The sequence below is a fragment of the Escherichia sp. UTM R2 genome, assembly GCF_048593455.1.
GTDB lineage: Bacteria > Pseudomonadota > Gammaproteobacteria > Enterobacterales > Enterobacteriaceae > Escherichia > Escherichia coli.
This window is the reverse complement of sequence record NZ_JBFWDY010000002.1, coordinates 1,921,441-1,938,023: the sequence shown is the minus strand read 5'-3', so window position 1 is coordinate 1,938,023 and position 16,583 is coordinate 1,921,441. Positions and strand designations below refer to the sequence as shown.

The window sequence follows — 16,583 nt, the reverse complement described above, 5'->3', positions numbered from 1 at the left end:
ACTTTTACAGCTTAGCGCCTTCTACAGCTTCACGCGCCAGCTTAGTAATGCGGTCGTAATCGCCCGCTTCCAGCGCATCTGCCGGAACCAGCCAGGAACCACCGATGCACAGCACGCTTTTCAGCGCCAGGTAGTCACGGTAGTTAGCCGGAGAAATACCACCTGTCGGGCAGAAACGGACCTGGGAGAACGGACCCGCGATCGCCTGCAGGGCTTTCACGCCGCCGTTAGCTTCAGCCGGGAAGAATTTGAACTCTTTCAAACCGTAGTCCATACCCAGCATCAGTTCGGAAACAGTGCTGATCCCCGGAATCAGAGGAATAGTCCCTTCGGTAGCAGCTTTCAGCAGCGGCTCGGTCAGACCCGGGCTAATTGCGAACTGTGCACCCGCTTCGGTGACTTCTGCCAGCTGCTGTGGATTCAGCACCGTACCGGCCCCCACAATCGCTTCAGGCACTTCTTTGGCGATAGCACGGATAGCGTCAACTGCACACTCGGTACGCAGAGTCACTTCCAGAACGCGCACCCCACCAGCAACCAACGCTTTTGCCATCGGCACCGCGTGTTCCAGTTTTTTTACCACGATAACCGGTACAACCGGGCCGGTGGTCAGGATTGATTCTGCACTTGTTTTCCAGTTTTTCATCAGAGTTTTCTCTCGCCTGATTACAAATTTGTCGTCTTAAAAAGTGATACAGGTTGCGCCCTGTTCGGCACCGGACAGTTTTTCACGCAAGGCGCTGAATAATTCACGTCCTGTTCCCACGCGTGACGCGCTCAGGTCAGGAATGTGCGGTTCGCGAGCAGCCAGTTCCGCTTCGTCTACCAGCAGCGTCAGTTCGCCTGTCTGTCCATTCACACGAATGATGTCCCCGTCGCGCACTTTTGCCAGCAGCCCGCCATCGTAGGCTTCTGGTGTTACGTGGATAGCTGACGGCACTTTACCTGAAGCGCCGGAGAGTCGTCCATCGGTAACTAACGCAATTTTGAAACACCGGTCCAATAATACACCAAGTGGCGGCATGAGTTTATGTAATTCTGGCATTCCGTTCGCTTTTGGCCCCTGATGACGGACAACAACGACACAATCGCGGTCCAGCAAACCCGCTTCAAAGGCCGGCATAACGTCATGCTGGCTTTCAAAAACAACCGCTGGCGCTTCAATCACCTGGTTCTCAACCGGCACGGCAGAGGTTTTCATAACCGCACGGCCCAGGTTACCGCTTAACACTTTTGTCCCACCATGATGAGAGAAAGGTTGTTCGAAGGAAGCGATCACATTGCTGTCGAGTGATTTTTCCGCCCCTTCCCGCCAGTCCAGTTCACCATTATTCAGCCATGGTTCAAGGGTATAACGAGACAGACCAAAGCCTGCCACCGTATTGACATCTTCATGCAGCAGGCCTGCTTTGAGCAGTTCACGCACCAGAACCGGTACGCCACCTGCCGCCTGGAAGTGGTTAATATCGGCCGGACCGTTCGGGTAGAGACGTGCCATCAGCGGTACAACATCAGAAAGGTCAGAGAAGTCATCCCAGTTAATCTGAATACCGGCCGCGCGCGCCATCGCCACCAGGTGCATGGTGTGGTTAGTGGAACCACCGGTCGCCAGCAGTGCAACGATACCGTTCACCACCACTTTCTCATCGATCATCTTACCGATCGGCATCCATTCATTACCATTACCGGTCATGCGTGTAACCTGACGCGCAGCGGCAGCGGTCAAAGCATCGCGCAGCGGAGAATCCGGATGAACAAAAGAAGAGCCTGGCAACTGCATCCCCATAAACTCCACCACCATCTGGTTGGTGTTGGCAGTACCGTAGAAAGTACATGTTCCCGGCGCATGGTAAGACGCGGCTTCTGACTCCAGTAAGGCCATGCGGTCCACTTTACCTTCGGCATAAAGCTGACGAATACGCACTTTTTCTTTATTTGGCAAACCGCTTGCCATCGGTCCAGACGGCACAAACACCGCAGGCAAATGACCAAACGACAGGGCTGCCATCGTCAGACCCGGGACAATCTTGTCGCACACACCGAGGAACAGAGCACCATCAAACATGTTATGGGACAGCCCGACCGCCGCAGACATCGCTATCACTTCGCGGCTTAGCAGCGACAATTCCATTCCATCCTGCCCCTGGGTGACACCATCACACATCGCCGGAACACCGCCCGCAACCTGACCAACCGCATTCGCTTCATGCAGGGCTTTACGAATGATTTCTGGATAGTGTTCATAAGGCTGGTGAGCGGAGAGCATGTCGTTATAGGAGGTGATGATGGCGATATTGTTACGCAACATGCTTTTCAAAGAGGCTTTGTCTTCTGGCTGGCAGGCAGCGAAACCGTGTGCCAGGTTACCGCATGCCAACTGCGAACGATGAACGGTCGACGTTTTCGCTTGTTCTATCCGGGCGAGATAAGCAGAGCGAGTCTCGCGCGAACGTTCAATGATTCGATTTGTTACGCGTAACAATTGTGGATTCATAAAGGCTCCTGAAATTGAGTTGTCAGAGCAGGATGATTCACAACGCGTTTCATTCAGAGGATTTATGACTGAAACGCCTGTAACCGGAGCTCATAGGGCAAAAACGTTTCAGTCAGTGTAATAAAAAAAGCCTCGTGGGTGAATCCGCACGAGGCCTGAAAGTGTAAAAATTGTTCTACAATCTGCGCAAGATCATGTTACCGGTAAAATAACCATAAAGGATAAGCGCAGATATTACTCAAACTCATTCCAGGAACGACCATCACGGGTAATCATCGCCACCGAGGCAACGGGTCCCCAGGTTCCGGCCTGATACGGTTTCGGCGCATCATTGTCCATCGCCCACGCCTCAGTAATGGAGTCTACCCATTTCCAGGCTTCTTCCACTTCATCACGACGTACAAACAGTGCCTGAATACCACGCATGGTTTCCAGCAGCAGACGTTCATAGGCATCCGCCAGATGCGTCTGATTAAAGGTTTCTGAATAGCTCAGATCCAGCTTGGTGATTTGCAGGTTATGTTTGTGGTCAAGGCCAGGAACTTTATTCAGTACCTGGATATCCACGCCTTCATCAGGTTGCAGACGGATAGTCAGTTTATTCTGCGGCAGATCCTGCCACGACTCTTTAAACAGATTCAGTTCAGGTGTTTTGAAATAGACCACGACTTCAGAACATTTGGTCGGCAGACGTTTACCAGTACGCAGGTAGAATGGCACACCGGCCCAGCGCCAGTTATCAATGTCGACGCGGATCGCCACGAAGGTTTCTGTATTGCTGCTCTTGTTCGCGCCCTCTTCTTCCAGATATCCCGGCACTTTTTTGCCCTGGGCGAAGCCCGCAGTATATTGCCCGCGTACGGTTTTTTCGCGTACGTTGGAGCGGTCGATGCGGCGCAGGGACTTCAGTACTTTCACTTTTTCATCGCGGATGCTGTCTGCGCTCAGGTCAGATGGCGGAGACATCGCAATCATGCAGAGAATTTGTAGCAGGTGGTTCTGAATCATGTCACGCATCTGACCGGCTTTATCAAAATAGCCCCAGCGCCCTTCGATCCCCACTTCTTCTGCCACGGTAATCTCAACATGATCAATGGTGCGATTGTCCCAGTTATTCACAAACAGGGAGTTAGCAAAACGCAGCGCCAACAGGTTCAGCACCGTTTCTTTACCAAGATAGTGGTCGATACGGTAAACCTGGCACTCCTCGAAGTATTCGCCAACCTGATCATTGATTTCCTGCGAGGTCGCCAGCGACGTCCCCAGCGGTTTCTCCATGACTACGCGTGCCGGTTTAGCATTCAGTTTTGCCTCGCCAAGCCCTTTGCAAATTGCGCCAAAAGTGCTGGGCGGCATGGCAAAGTAGTTAATGGTGATACGATTTTTTTGATCCAGCATCGCGCCGAGACGGCTGAATGCAGCAGTGTCATTGACATCGAGATTACAAAAATCCAGACGTGCACTCAGGGTGTCCCATAAACCTTCATCAATGGTTTCTTTCATGAAAGTTTCGAGCGCCTCGCGGACAACTTTGGTATATGCCGCTTTATCCCAGTCAGCACGCCCTACGCCGATAATCCGGGTGTCCGGGTTGAGCTGACCGGCTTTTTCCAGTTGATACAGGGAAGGCAGCAATTTACGACGCGCAAGGTCGCCTTTCGCGCCGAAAATGACCAGGTCACAGGCCTGGGCTGTTTGCGTTACCGCCATGTCATTCTCCTTAAGTTAACTAACCCGGTACTTAAGCCAGGGTATACTTGTAATTTTCTTACGGTGCACTGTACTGCTTTTACGAGCTTGCGAAAACTGTAAACGCTTATCCACCCGTGCGATTACGGGAAAAGCGCGCAAAGTGCGGCAAAACTGATAAAAAAATCATCGTTTTCCATTGGGTAAAAATCTGACACTGATCATGTTATGAAAAAAAATAACAACTTTTTTATCTGCTTTTGTCATTAACACGGCACACAGGCGTAATATCTGACAAAACTGCATTTCGATTTCTTTCAGTGCGGAAATCGTCATTACCCGTGAGTCTCTTTACATCATGAATATGCTGGAAAAAATCCAGTCTCAGCTGGAACATTTGAGCAAATCAGAGCGCAAAGTTGCCGAGGTCATTCTGGCTTCGCCCGATAACGCGATCCATTCGAGTATTGCTGCTATGGCACTGGAAGCCAATGTTAGCGAACCGACGGTGAATCGTTTCTGTCGCAGCATGGACACGCGCGGTTTTCCTGATTTTAAACTTCATCTGGCACAGAGTCTGGCGAATGGCACTCCCTATGTTAATCGCAATGTCAATGAAGATGACAGCGTTGAATCATACACAGGGAAAATATTTGAGTCCGCAATGGCAACGCTCGATCATGTCCGTCATTCACTGGATAAATCTGCCATCAACCGCGCCGTCGACTTGCTCACTCAGGCAAAAAAAATCGCCTTTTTCGGATTAGGCTCTTCAGCCGCCGTTGCCCACGATGCGATGAATAAGTTCTTTCGTTTTAATGTTCCGGTGGTGTACTCCGATGATATTGTGCTGCAACGCATGAGTTGTATGAATTGTAGCGACGGAGACGTGGTGGTGCTGATTTCTCACACTGGAAGAACAAAAAATCTGGTCGAGCTGGCGCAGCTGGCTCGCGAAAACGACGCAATGGTGATTGCCCTCACCTCTGCGGGTACCCCGCTCGCCCGGGAAGCAACGCTGGCAATTACCCTCGACGTACCGGAAGATACTGACATTTATATGCCCATGGTTTCTCGACTTGCACAGCTGACCGTGATAGATGTGCTGGCGACAGGATTTACTTTGCGACGCGGTGCAAAATTCAGAGATAACTTGAAGCGGGTCAAGGAAGCGCTGAAGGAATCGCGTTTTGATAAGCAGTTACTTAATTTAAGTGACGATCGCTAAAAACGACTGTCACTGTCCTAATCTTATACGACATCCGAATGAGATTAATTTATCGCCATCGCGGCGTTATTTCATTCGGATTTCATGTTCAAGCAACACCTGGTTGTTTCAGTCAACGGAGTATTACATGTCCAGAAGGCTTCGCAGAACAAAAATCGTTACCACGTTAGGCCCAGCAACAGATCGCGATAATAATCTTGAAAAAGTTATCGCGGCGGGTGCCAACGTTGTACGTATGAACTTTTCTCACGGCTCGCCTGAAGATCACAAAATGCGCGCGGATAAAGTTCGTGAGATTGCCGCAAAACTGGGGCGTCATGTGGCTATTCTGGGTGACCTCCAGGGGCCCAAAATCCGTGTATCCACCTTTAAAGAAGGCAAAGTTTTCCTCAATATTGGGGATAAATTCCTGCTCGACGCCAACCTGGGTAAAGGTGAAGGCGACAAAGAAAAAGTCGGTATCGACTACAAAGGCCTGCCTGCTGACGTCGTGCCTGGTGACATCCTGCTGCTGGACGATGGTCGCGTCCAGTTAAAAGTACTGGAAGTTCAGGGCATGAAAGTGTTCACCGAAGTCACCGTCGGTGGTCCCCTCTCCAACAATAAAGGTATCAACAAACTTGGCGGCGGTTTGTCGGCTGAAGCGCTGACCGAAAAAGACAAAGCAGACATTAAGACTGCGGCGTTGATTGGCGTAGATTACCTGGCTGTCTCCTTCCCACGCTGTGGCGAAGATCTGAACTATGCCCGTCGCCTGGCACGCGATGCAGGATGTGATGCGAAAATTGTTGCCAAGGTTGAACGTGCGGAAGCCGTTTGCAGCCAGGATGCAATGGATGACATCATCCTCGCCTCTGACGTGGTAATGGTTGCACGTGGCGACCTCGGTGTGGAAATTGGCGACCCGGAACTGGTCGGCATTCAGAAAGCGTTGATCCGTCGTGCGCGTCAGCTAAACCGAGCGGTAATCACGGCGACCCAGATGATGGAGTCAATGATTACTAACCCGATGCCGACGCGTGCAGAAGTCATGGACGTAGCAAACGCCGTTCTGGATGGTACTGACGCTGTGATGCTGTCTGCAGAAACTGCCGCTGGGCAGTATCCGTCAGAAACCGTTGCAGCCATGGCGCGCGTTTGCCTGGGTGCGGAAAAAATCCCGAGCATCAACGTTTCTAAACACCGTCTGGACGTTCAGTTCGACAATGTGGAAGAAGCTATTGCCATGTCAGCAATGTACGCAGCTAACCACCTGAAAGGCGTTACGGCGATCATCACCATGACCGAATCGGGTCGTACCGCGCTGATGACCTCCCGTATCAGCTCTGGTCTGCCAATTTTCGCCATGTCGCGCCATGAACGTACGCTGAACCTGACTGCTCTCTATCGTGGCGTTACGCCGGTGCACTTTGATAGCGCTAATGACGGCGTAGCAGCTGCCAGCGAAGCGGTTAATCTGCTGCGCGATAAAGGTTACTTGATGTCTGGTGACCTGGTGATTGTCACCCAGGGCGACGTGATGAGTACCGTGGGTTCTACTAATACCACGCGTATTTTAACGGTAGAGTAAGTACGTTGCCGGATGCGGCGAAAACGCCACATCCGGCCTACAGTTCAATGATAGTTCAACAGATTTCGAATATTCTGAAGCAAACTTGAACTTATCATCAGGCGAAGGCCTCTCCTCGCGAGAGGCTTTTTTATTTGATGGGATAAAGATCTTTGCGCTTATACGGCTGGATTTCGCCCGGTTTGCGAGTTTTCAGCAATTTTAGTATCCAGGTGTATTGTTCTGGTCGCGGACCAACAAAAATCTCGACTTCTTCATTCATCCGCCGCGCAATCGTATGATCATCCGCCTCTAACAGATCATCCATCGGTGGGCGCACCTGAATCGTCAGACGATGCGTCTTGCCATCATAAATCGGAAACAGCGGTACAACGCGCGCACGGCACACTTTCATCAAACGACCAATCGCGGGCAACGTCGCTTTATAGGTGGCAAAGAAATCCACAAATTCGCTGTGCTCTGGGCCATGATCCTGATCGGGTAAATAATATCCCCAGTACCCCTGACGTACCGACTGGATGAATGGTTTAATACCGTCATTTCTCGCATGCAGACGACCGCCAAAGCGACGACGCACCGTGTTCCAGACATAATCAAAAACCGGGTTGCCCTGATTATGGAACATCGCTGCCATTTTCTGCCCTTGCGAGGCCATCAGCATGGCAGGAATATCGACGGCCCAACCGTGCGGCACCAGAAAGATAACTTTCTCGTTATTACGCCGCATCTCTTCGATGATCTCCAGCCCTTGCCAGTCAACGCGCGGCTGAATTTTCTCCGGTCCGCGTATTGCCAACTCAGCCATCATTGCCATCGCTTGCGGCGCGGTGGCAAACATCTCATCAACAATCGCTTCGCGTTCAGCTTCACTACGTTCTGGAAAGCAGAGCGACAGATTGATTAACGCACGACGGCGTGAGCTTTTTCCCAGTCGTCCGGCAAAACGTCCCAGCCGTGCCAGAATGGGATCACGGAACTTTGGCGGCGTTAAAGCGATACCCGCCATCGCTGCTACACCCAGCCATGCTCCCCAGTAGCGCGGGTGGCGAAAGGATTTATCAAACTCAGGAATGTATTCGCTATTATTTTTTTTCGTTTCCATGCTTTTCCAGTTTCGGATAAGGCAAAAATCAATCTGGTGATAGTGTAGCGGCGCAACTTGCCCCGCACCAAATAAAAAAAGCCGGTACTGACTGCGTACCGGCTGCGAATGGATGTTAATTAATCAAACCGTAGCTGCGGCACAATCTCTTTGGCCTGCGCCAGGAATTCGCGACGATCGGAGCCGGTCAGCCCTTCAGTACGCGGCAGTTTTGCCGTCAGCGGGTTTACGGCCTGCTGGTTTATCCATACTTCATAGTGCAGATGCGGCCCAGTTGAACGTCCGGTATTACCGGAAAGCGCGATACGGTCGCCACGTTTCACCTTCTGTCCCGGTTTCACCAGAATCTTGCGCAAGTGCATATAACGCGTGGTGTAGCTGCGACCATGACGAATAGCCACATAATAACCTGCTGCGCCACTGCGTTTGGCAACCACCACTTCACCGTCACCCACTGAAAGCACTGGCGTACCTTGTGGCATGGCGAAATCAACACCTCTGTGTGGTGCAACGCGACCTGTCACCGGATTAGTTCGACGCGGGTTAAAGTTAGACGAGATACGGAACTGTTTCGCCGTCGGGAATCGCAAGAATCCTTTCGCCAGACCAGTACCGTTACGATCGTAGAATTTGCCATCTTCAGCGCGGATAGCGTAATAATCTTTACCTTCTGAACGCAAACGTACGCCCAGCAGCTGGCTTTGCTCACGTTTACCATCAAGCATTTCTCGAGACATTAACACCGCAAATTCATCGCCTTTTTTCAGTTTGCGGAAATCCATTTGCCACTGCATGGCTTTAATCACTGCGCTCACTTCGGCGCTGGTTAAACCGGCGTTTCTGGCGCTGGCAACAAAGCTCCCCCCGACGGTACCTTTCAGCAGATTGTTAACCCACTCTCCTTGCTGCATTTCGCTGGTCATTTTAAAACCGTTAGCGGCAGTACGGTCATAGGTTCGGGTTTCACGACGAGACACTTCCCAGGTGAGGCGCTGCAGTTCGCCGTCCGCGGTTAATGTCCAGGAGAGTTGTTGACCGATTTTCAGGTTACGCAATTCTTTGTCGGCCGCAGCCAGTTGGGTGATATCACCCATATCAATACCATACTGATTGAGAATGCTGCTTAGCGTATCGCCAGTGGAAACAACATATTCATGCACGCCCGCTTCACCGGCGATTTTGTCATCCAGTTCGTCCTGGGGAATGGCTTCATCTTCTTGTGCAGCTTGATCAATCGGCTCACTGGCTTCAGGTAAGAGCGAACGAATTTCGTTCTGTTCCAGCTCAATGGTTTTGACAATTGGCGTGGCATCACGGTGATAAACATAAGGCCGCCAGACAGCGACGGCCAGAGTAAGAACGGTGAGCGACCCCAACATAACGCGGTGTGGTCGCGGTAAATTATTAAACGCCAGGGCGACAGAGCGGGCTATCTGTTGCACGTAATCACTTCCTCATTAATCTCCTTTCAGGCAGCTCGCATACTGGTTGGCTAATTGACTCAGGAATTCTGAATAGCTTGTTTTACCCAGTTTGATATTCGTCCCCAGGGGATCCAACGTTCCCATACGAACGGATGTCCCTCGTGCGACGCTCTCAACGACCGCTGGCCTGAACTGTGGCTCAGCAAAAACGCAGGTTGCTTTTTGCTCAACCAACTGTGTTCTTATTTCATGTAAACGCTGCGCGCCAGGTTGAATCTCAGGGTTAACGGTAAAATGACCAAGCGGTGTCAGTCCAAACTGTTTTTCGAAATAGCCGTAAGCATCGTGAAAAACGAAATAACCTTTCCCCTTGAGCGGCGCGAGCTCGTTACCAACCTGCGTTTCGGTTGAGGCTAATTGTGCCTCAAAATCCTTCAGGTTGGCGTCAAGTTTGGCTCGACTTTGCGGCATAAGTTCCACTAATTTTCCATGGATTGCAACCGCTGTAGCCCGCGCTATCTCTGGGGAAAGCCAAAGATGCATGTTGAAATCGCCGTGATGGTGATCTTCGTCACTTTTTTCCGCGTGGTCGTGATCATCATCATCGCCGTGAATACTTTTCATCAGTAGCGGTTTCACATCTTCAAGCTGCGCAATCGTTACCTGCTTCGCTCCTGGTAATTTGCTTACCGGTTTTTGCATAAACGCTTCCATCTCCGGGCCAACCCAAACGACTAAGTCCGCGTTCTGTAAGCGTTTTACATCCGATGGACGCAGTGAATAATCATGTTCTGAAGCGCCGTCAGGCAGTAAAACCTCCGTTTCTGTTACACCATCAGCAATGGCAGAAGCGATGAACCCAACGGGTTTAAGCGAAGCGACAACGGCGGCATCTGCGGCCTGTGTTGCACCTCCCCAGAGAGCGGCGGATAATGCTGCGAAAAGAAGCGTTTTTTTATGTAACATAATGCGACCAATCATCGTAATGAATATGAGAAGTGTGATATTATAACATTTCATGACTACTGCAAGACTAAAATTAACATGACAAGTCTGGTTTCCCTGGAAAATGTCTCGGTTTCTTTTGGCCAACGCCGCGTCCTCTCTGATGTGTCGCTGGAACTTAAACCTGGAAAAATTTTGACTTTACTTGGGCCAAATGGCGCAGGTAAGTCGACACTGGTACGGGTAGTGCTCGGGCTGGTAACACCCGATGAAGGGGTTATCAAGCGCAACGGAAAACTGCGCATCGGCTATGTACCGCAGAAGCTGTATCTCGACACCACGTTGCCACTGACCGTAAACCGTTTTTTACGCTTACGCCCTGGTACACATAAAGAAGATATTTTGCCTGCACTGAAACGTGTCCAGGCCGGGCACCTGATTAACGCACCGATGCAAAAGCTCTCTGGTGGCGAAACGCAGCGTGTACTATTAGCGCGAGCATTGTTAAATCGCCCGCAATTATTAGTGCTGGATGAACCCACTCAAGGCGTGGATGTAAATGGCCAGGTGGCGTTATATGACCTTATTGACCAACTGCGTCGTGAACTGGATTGTGGCGTTTTAATGGTTTCTCACGATCTGCATCTGGTGATGGCAAAAACCGATGAAGTGCTGTGCCTGAATCACCACATTTGTTGTTCCGGCACACCGGAAGTTGTTTCCCTGCATCCGGAGTTTATTTCAATGTTTGGTCCTCGTGGTGCTGAACAACTGGGTATCTATCGCCATCATCATAACCATCGTCACGATTTACAGGGACGAATTGTTTTGCGTCGGGGAAATGATCGCTCATGATTGAATTATTATTTCCCGGTTGGTTAGCCGGGATCATGCTCGCCTGTGCCGCGGGTCCGCTGGGTTCGTTTGTAGTCTGGCGTCGTATGTCTTATTTCGGTGATACGCTGGCTCATGCCTCATTACTTGGCGTCGCGTTTGGTTTGTTGCTGGACGTGAATCCATTCTATGCGGTGATTGCCGTTACGCTGCTGCTGGCGGGCGGTCTGGTATGGCTGGAGAAGCGTCCACAGCTGGCGATCGACACGTTATTAGGGATTATGGCGCACAGTGCCCTGTCGCTGGGCCTGGTGGTCGTTAGTCTGATGTCTAATATTCGTGTTGATTTGATGGCTTACTTGTTCGGTGATTTGCTGGCAGTGACGCCGGAAGATCTCATCTCCATCGCCATTGGCGTGGTCATCGTGGTGGCTATTTTGTTCTGGCAATGGCGCAATTTGCTGTCGATGACGATTAGCCCGGATCTGGCGTTTGTTGATGGTGTGAAATTACAGCGCGTGAAATTGTTATTGATGCTGGTGACGGCATTGACGATTGGTGTAGCGATGAAATTTGTCGGTGCGTTGATTATTACTTCGTTGCTGATTATTCCTGCAGCTACTGCGCGTCGCTTTGCCCGCACGCCGGAACAGATGGCTGGTGTCGCTGTTTTGGTGGGGATGGTGGCAGTGACTGGCGGTTTAACCTTTTCCGCATTTTACGATACGCCGGCGGGTCCGTCGGTAGTGCTATGTGCGGCACTGTTATTTATTCTCAGTATGATGAAAAAGCAGGCCAGTTAATCTGTCGCTGAACACATTTGTCGGATGCGGCGCGAGCGCCTTATCCGACCTACGGTTCGGTATCTCTGGTAGTCTTGGTAAGACGCGAACAGCGTCGCATCAGGCATATTGCCAGTGCCGGATGCGGCGCGAGCGACCAATCCGACTTACGGCATTTCTGGCGGCGTTATGCCAAAGTGATTCCACGCCCGCGTCGTCGCCATACGCCCACGCGGTGTACGCTGCAAAAAGCCTTGCTGAATCAAATAAGGTTCCAGCACATCCTCAATGGTTTCACGTTCTTCGCCAATGGCTGCCGCCAGGTTATCCAGACCTACAGGTCCACCAAAGAACTTATCGATTACCGCCAGCAACAATTTGCGGTCCATATAATCGAAACCTTCAGCATCGACATTCAACATATCCAACGCCTGAGCAGCGATATCTGCCGAGATGGTGCCATCGTGCTTCACTTCGGCGAAATCACGCACTCGACGCAGCAGACGGTTGGCAATGCGCGGCGTACCGCGAGCGCGACGAGCAACTTCCAGCGCGCCGTCATCACTCATCTCAAGCCCCATAAAGCGTGCGCTGCGACTGACGATATATTGCAGATCCGGCACCTGATAAAACTCCAGACGTTGCACAATACCAAAACGGTCGCGCAACGGTGATGTCAGCGAACCTGCGCGCGTGGTTGCACCAATCAGGGTAAACGGCGGCAAATCAATTTTAATGGAGCGTGCCGCCGGACCTTCACCAATCATGATATCCAGTTGGTAGTCTTCCATTGCCGGGTACAGCACTTCTTCAACAACTGGCGATAAACGGTGGATCTCATCAATAAACAGCACGTCATGCGGTTCAAGGTTAGTGAGCATCGCAGCCAAATCGCCCGCCTTTTCCAGCACCGGACCAGAAGTCGTGCGTAAATTAACGCCCATTTCATTGGCGACAATGTTGGCAAGCGTAGTTTTACCCAACCCCGGAGGACCAAAAATCAACAAATGATCGAGGGCATCGCCGCGCAGTTTCGCTGCTTTGATGAAAATCTCCATCTGTGAACGAACCTGCGGCTGACCAACATACTCTTCCAGTAATTTAGGGCGAATGGCGCGATCTGCTACATCTTCCGGCAAAGTGGTACCGGCAGAAATCAGACGGTCTGCTTCAATCATCCTTTACCTCATAACGCGGCGCGTAGGGCTTCGCGAATTAATGTTTCACTGCTGGCGTCAGGGCGAGCGATTTTGCTCACCATGCGGCTGGCTTCTTGTGGTTTATAGCCCAGCGCCACCAGCGCAGCAACCGCTTCCTGTTCAGCATCGTTGGTTGCCGGGCTGGCAGGCGACGTGAGCACCAGATCGGCGGCTGGCGTAAAGAGATCGCCATGCAGACCTTTAAATCGGTCTTTCATTTCAACAATCAAGCGTTCGGCGGTTTTTTTGCCAATACCCGGCAGTTTCACCAGCGCCCCCACTTCTTCACGCTCAACGGCATTAACGAACTGCTGCGCTGACATTCCGGAGAGGATCGCCAGCGCCAACTTCGGGCCGACGCCGTTGGTTTTGATCAACTCTTTGAACAACGTGCGCTCTTGTTTATTGTTAAAACCGTACAGCAGCTGCGCGTCTTCACGCACCACAAAGTGGGTGAAAACGATCGCTTCCTGTCCCGCTTCAGGGAGTTCATAAAAACAGGTCATCGGCATATGCACTTCATAGCCTACGCCGCCCACTTCAATTAACACCAGCGGGGGTTGTTTTTCAATGATGATGCCTCTGAGTCTGCCTATCACATGACGCTCCTGCGTAATGAATCAAAGATAATGCTGTATGATAAAAAAATGCTGGATAGATATCCAGCGAAGGATGAAGAAAACTTGCGAGGTGTCTCGATGATCTGAAAAATGGCACAGTATAATTTATTCTACAGGTTATTTTGGAAGCAAATATTTTAATATTACATATTCAGTGAAAAATGCGTAATAAAAATATACATTGCGCCTCCTGAAAAAATAAATTTTTTATGCTATTACGTATATTCGTATCTATTTCAATGGAATGACAACGTGAATATTAATTACCCTGCTGAATATGAAATTGGAGATATCGCCTTTACATGTATAGGTGCTGCCTTATTTGGTCAAATATCAGCTGCATCAAATTGTTGGAGTAATCACGTCGGGATCATTATCGGTCATAACGGTGAAGACTTCCTGGTTGCAGAAAGCCGGGTTCCCCTCTCAACCATCACTACGCTATCCCGTTTTATTAAACGCTCTGCTAATCAACGCTATGCTATAAAGCGATTAGACGCTGGGCTGACAGAACAACAAAAACAACGAATTGTTGAACAGGTTCCCTCCCGGCTACGCAAACTTTACCACACCGGTTTTAAATACGAATCTTCGCGCCAGTTCTGTTCAAAATTTGTCTTTGATATTTATAAAGAGGCGCTATGTATTCCGGTGGGTGAAATAGAGACGTTTGGAGAATTGTTAAATAGCAATCCGAATGCAAAACTCACTTTCTGGAAATTCTGGTTCCTGGGTTCTATTCCGTGGGAGCGTAAAACCGTTACGCCAGCCAGTTTGTGGCATCATCCGGGTTTGGTGTTGATTCATGCGGAGGGAGTGGAAACGCCTCAGCCGGAACTGACCGAGGCGGTATAACTTAACGCAGTCGCCCTCTCGCCAGGTTCAGCCGCGATTCGCTCATCTGCATCGCATTCTGACTAACGTGGCAGTGGGTGATGGCAATCGCCAACGCATCAGCGGCATCCGCCTGTGGATTAGCGGGCAGTTTCAGCAAGGTGCGGACCATATGCTGCACCTGGCTTTTTTCGGCGCTACCAATACCCACCACCGTTTGCTTCACCTGACGTGCAGCATATTCAAATACCGGCAACTCCTGATTCACCGCCGCCACAATCGCCACGCCGCGCGCCTGGCCCAGTTTCAGGGCTGAGTCAGCGTTCTTTGCCATAAAGACTTGTTCAATGGCGAAATAATCAGGCTGGAACTGGGTGATGATTTCCGTCACGCCCGCATAGATGAGTTTCAGACGAGACGGTAAATCATCCACTTTGGTGCGTATGCATCCGCTACCCAGGTAGGACAGTTGCCTACCTACCTGGCGGATGACGCCGTAGCCGGTCACGCGCGAACCCGGATCAATGCCGAGAATAATAGCCATCACGCGTCTCCGTTTTGCTGTTTAGCAGGCCTCATCAGAGAGTCGCTGCGACCTCATCAGAGATTTCACCGTTATGGTAAACTTCCTGCACGTCGTCGCAATCTTCCAGCATATCGATCAGACGCATCAGTTTCGGTGCGGTTTCTGCATCCATATCAGCTTTGGTAGACGGGATCATGGAAACTTCCGCGCTGTCTGCTTTCAGACCTGCCGCTTCCAGAGCGTCGCGCACTTTACCCATTTCTTCCCATGCAGTGTAGACATCAATCGCGCCGTCATCATAGGTCACAACGTCTTCAGCACCTGCTTCCAGTGCTGCTTCCATGATGGTGTCTTCATCGCCTTTCTCGAAGGAGATCACGCCTTTTTTGCTGAACAGATAAGCTACGGAACCATCAGTACCGAGGTTACCGCCACATTTGCTGAATGCATGACGCACTTCAGCAACGGTACGGTTGCGGTTGTCAGACAGACATTCAATCATGATTGCCGTGCCGCCAGGACCGTAACCTTCGTAGATGATGGTTTCCATGTTTGCATCATCATCACCGCCCACACCACGTGCAATTGCGCGGTTCAGTGTGTCGCGGGTCATGTTGTTAGACAGTGCTTTATCAATTGCTGCACGCAGACGCGGGTTAGCGTCCGGATCGCCACCGCCCAGCTTAGCCGCGGTTACCAGCTCACGAATGATTTTAGTGAAGATTTTACCGCGCTTAGCATCCTGCGCAGCTTTACGATGTCTGGTGTTGGCCCATTTACTATGACCTGCCATAAAAATATCTCCAGATAGCCCTGCCTGTTCAGGCAGCGTTAATTACAAACTGTTCAATCGCCTGCCGGTTGCTCCAGGACTTAGTGAGCGCCGCCGCAGCAGGCGCATCAAGCCACTTGTAAGCCAGATGTTCAGTGAAAACGATCTGCCGCTCGTGCGGAAGCGCAAGACAGAACCATGATTCCGTATTACGCGTCACGCCCGGCGCATAGCGATGACGTAAATGTGAAAAAATTTCAAACTCTACCGTGCGCTGACAGTCAATTAAGGTCAGTTGTTCAGCGACAACATCAATGGTGACCTCTTCCTTTACTTCGCGCATGGCAGCTTGCGGCGCGGTTTCACCCTCTTCCACGCTGCCGGTTACCGACTGCCAGAAATCGGGATCGTCACGCCGCTGCAACATCAGCACCCGTTTCGTATCTTGTGCGTAGATGACCACTAAGATCGAAACGGGACGCTTATACACTTTATCCTTCACGCTGCCTCTTCGTTGACTGCCTTCGCTCATCCCATTCACATAGTTATCTATGCTCATGGGAG

16 protein-coding genes and 1 pseudogene are annotated in these 16,583 nt (G+C 50.9%); 5 read left to right on the top strand and 12 right to left on the bottom strand.

Going from position 1 to position 16,583, the window contains the following annotated elements:
- Positions 1-4: 4 nt before the first annotated feature.
- The 3 genes from kdgA to zwf all read right to left on the bottom strand — a co-directional run bounded on the left by kdgA (position 5) and on the right by zwf (position 4,204).
- The gene (kdgA, locus tag AB4H76_RS10195) at positions 5-646 is read right to left on the bottom strand and encodes a bifunctional 4-hydroxy-2-oxoglutarate aldolase/2-dehydro-3-deoxy-phosphogluconate aldolase (RefSeq protein ID WP_000800512.1); all 642 of its coding nucleotides are present in this window, start codon (positions 644-646) and stop codon (positions 5-7) included.
- Between the two features lie 36 nt (positions 647-682).
- The gene (gene edd / locus AB4H76_RS10190; RefSeq protein ID WP_001069467.1) at positions 683-2,494 is read right to left on the bottom strand and encodes a phosphogluconate dehydratase; all 1,812 of its coding nucleotides are present in this window, start codon (positions 2,492-2,494) and stop codon (positions 683-685) included.
- A gap of 234 nt (positions 2,495-2,728) precedes the next feature.
- On the bottom strand, positions 2,729-4,204 hold the full coding sequence (zwf, locus tag AB4H76_RS10185) for a glucose-6-phosphate dehydrogenase (protein WP_000301727.1): 1,476 nt from the start codon (positions 4,202-4,204) through the stop codon (positions 2,729-2,731).
- Positions 4,205-4,541: 337 nt separating this feature from the next.
- Between zwf and hexR the strand changes: the two genes are divergently transcribed.
- Positions 4,542-5,411 (top strand): DNA-binding transcriptional regulator HexR, encoded by an 870-nt coding sequence (gene hexR, locus AB4H76_RS10180; RefSeq protein WP_001056706.1) that lies wholly within the window; start codon positions 4,542-4,544, stop codon positions 5,409-5,411.
- A 127-nt stretch (positions 5,412-5,538) separates the two neighbouring features.
- Positions 5,539-6,981: a pyruvate kinase gene (gene pyk, locus AB4H76_RS10175; protein ID WP_000091148.1), complete on the top strand. Its 1,443-nt coding sequence runs from the start codon at positions 5,539-5,541 to the stop codon at positions 6,979-6,981.
- 130 nt (positions 6,982-7,111) lie between these two features.
- On the opposite strand, the gene lpxM is transcribed toward pyk, so the two are convergent.
- The 3 genes from lpxM to znuA all read right to left on the bottom strand — a co-directional run bounded on the left by lpxM (position 7,112) and on the right by znuA (position 10,473).
- Positions 7,112-8,083: a lauroyl-Kdo(2)-lipid IV(A) myristoyltransferase gene (lpxM, locus tag AB4H76_RS10170; protein ID WP_000448381.1), complete on the bottom strand. Its 972-nt coding sequence runs from the start codon at positions 8,081-8,083 to the stop codon at positions 7,112-7,114.
- A gap of 119 nt (positions 8,084-8,202) precedes the next feature.
- On the bottom strand, positions 8,203-9,525 hold the full coding sequence (gene mepM / locus AB4H76_RS10165; RefSeq protein WP_001184045.1) for a murein DD-endopeptidase MepM: 1,323 nt from the start codon (positions 9,523-9,525) through the stop codon (positions 8,203-8,205).
- A 15-nt stretch (positions 9,526-9,540) separates the two neighbouring features.
- The gene (gene znuA, locus AB4H76_RS10160; protein WP_001300644.1) at positions 9,541-10,473 is read right to left on the bottom strand and encodes a zinc ABC transporter substrate-binding protein ZnuA; all 933 of its coding nucleotides are present in this window, start codon (positions 10,471-10,473) and stop codon (positions 9,541-9,543) included.
- A 78-nt stretch (positions 10,474-10,551) separates the two neighbouring features.
- Here znuA and znuC point away from each other — a divergent pair, with 78 nt between their 5' ends.
- The gene (gene znuC, locus AB4H76_RS10155; RefSeq protein ID WP_000202996.1) at positions 10,552-11,307 is read left to right on the top strand and encodes a zinc ABC transporter ATP-binding protein ZnuC; all 756 of its coding nucleotides are present in this window, start codon (positions 10,552-10,554) and stop codon (positions 11,305-11,307) included.
- Positions 11,304-12,089: a zinc ABC transporter permease subunit ZnuB gene (gene znuB, locus AB4H76_RS10150; protein ID WP_000571479.1), complete on the top strand. Its 786-nt coding sequence runs from the start codon at positions 11,304-11,306 to the stop codon at positions 12,087-12,089. The genes znuC and znuB overlap by 4 nt, the downstream gene beginning before the upstream one ends.
- A 146-nt stretch (positions 12,090-12,235) precedes the next feature.
- Here the strand turns inward: znuB and ruvB are convergent, their stop codons facing one another.
- From ruvB to yobI, 3 genes and pseudogenes are all read right to left on the bottom strand, one after another.
- Entirely contained in the window at positions 12,236-13,246 is a 1,011-nt protein-coding gene (gene ruvB / locus AB4H76_RS10145) for a Holliday junction branch migration DNA helicase RuvB (protein WP_000568519.1), read from the bottom strand.
- Between the two features lie 8 nt (positions 13,247-13,254).
- Complete coding sequence (ruvA, locus tag AB4H76_RS10140) at positions 13,255-13,866, bottom strand: Holliday junction branch migration protein RuvA (protein WP_000580327.1); 612 nt, start codon at positions 13,864-13,866, stop codon at positions 13,255-13,257.
- A 138-nt stretch (positions 13,867-14,004) separates the two neighbouring features.
- A pseudogene (gene yobI / locus AB4H76_RS10135) lies at positions 14,005-14,069 on the bottom strand (stress response small protein YobI).
- Between the two features lie 70 nt (positions 14,070-14,139).
- Between yobI and AB4H76_RS10130 the strand changes: the two are divergent.
- On the top strand, positions 14,140-14,742 hold the full coding sequence (locus AB4H76_RS10130) for a YebB family permuted papain-like enzyme (protein WP_001024904.1): 603 nt from the start codon (positions 14,140-14,142) through the stop codon (positions 14,740-14,742).
- Between the two features lies 1 nt (position 14,743).
- On the opposite strand, the gene ruvC is transcribed toward AB4H76_RS10130, so the two are convergent.
- Genes ruvC through nudB form a run of 3 tightly spaced genes read right to left on the bottom strand, consistent with a single transcriptional unit; the run spans position 14,744 to position 16,521 of the window.
- Positions 14,744-15,265, bottom strand: coding sequence for a crossover junction endodeoxyribonuclease RuvC (gene ruvC, locus AB4H76_RS10125; protein WP_001295503.1), 522 nt, complete (start codon positions 15,263-15,265; stop codon positions 14,744-14,746).
- Positions 15,266-15,299: 34 nt separating this feature from the next.
- A complete protein-coding gene (locus AB4H76_RS10120) occupies positions 15,300-16,040 on the bottom strand; it encodes a YebC/PmpR family DNA-binding transcriptional regulator (protein WP_000907234.1) in 741 nt (246 codons plus the stop codon).
- 28 nt (positions 16,041-16,068) lie between these two features.
- Complete coding sequence (gene nudB, locus AB4H76_RS10115) at positions 16,069-16,521, bottom strand: dihydroneopterin triphosphate diphosphatase (protein WP_001300367.1); 453 nt, start codon at positions 16,519-16,521, stop codon at positions 16,069-16,071.
- Positions 16,522-16,583 lie beyond the last annotated feature (62 nt).

Coding starts and splice junctions, on each gene's coding strand:
- znuB (WP_000571479.1), top strand. CDS start 11,304: ATGATTGAATTATTATTTCCCGGTTGGTTAGCCGGGATCATGCTCGCC.
- ruvC (WP_001295503.1), bottom strand. CDS start 15,265: ATGGCTATTATTCTCGGCATTGATCCGGGTTCGCGCGTGACCGGCTAC.
- pyk (WP_000091148.1), top strand. CDS start 5,539: ATGTCCAGAAGGCTTCGCAGAACAAAAATCGTTACCACGTTAGGCCCA.
- kdgA (WP_000800512.1), bottom strand. CDS start 646: ATGAAAAACTGGAAAACAAGTGCAGAATCAATCCTGACCACCGGCCCG.
- hexR (WP_001056706.1), top strand. CDS start 4,542: ATGAATATGCTGGAAAAAATCCAGTCTCAGCTGGAACATTTGAGCAAA.
- ruvB (WP_000568519.1), bottom strand. CDS start 13,246: ATGATTGAAGCAGACCGTCTGATTTCTGCCGGTACCACTTTGCCGGAA.
- zwf (WP_000301727.1), bottom strand. CDS start 4,204: ATGGCGGTAACGCAAACAGCCCAGGCCTGTGACCTGGTCATTTTCGGC.
- znuC (WP_000202996.1), top strand. CDS start 10,552: ATGACAAGTCTGGTTTCCCTGGAAAATGTCTCGGTTTCTTTTGGCCAA.
- znuA (WP_001300644.1), bottom strand. CDS start 10,473: ATGTTACATAAAAAAACGCTTCTTTTCGCAGCATTATCCGCCGCTCTC.
- AB4H76_RS10120 (WP_000907234.1), bottom strand. CDS start 16,040: ATGGCAGGTCATAGTAAATGGGCCAACACCAGACATCGTAAAGCTGCG.
- lpxM (WP_000448381.1), bottom strand. CDS start 8,083: ATGGAAACGAAAAAAAATAATAGCGAATACATTCCTGAGTTTGATAAA.
- edd (WP_001069467.1), bottom strand. CDS start 2,494: ATGAATCCACAATTGTTACGCGTAACAAATCGAATCATTGAACGTTCG.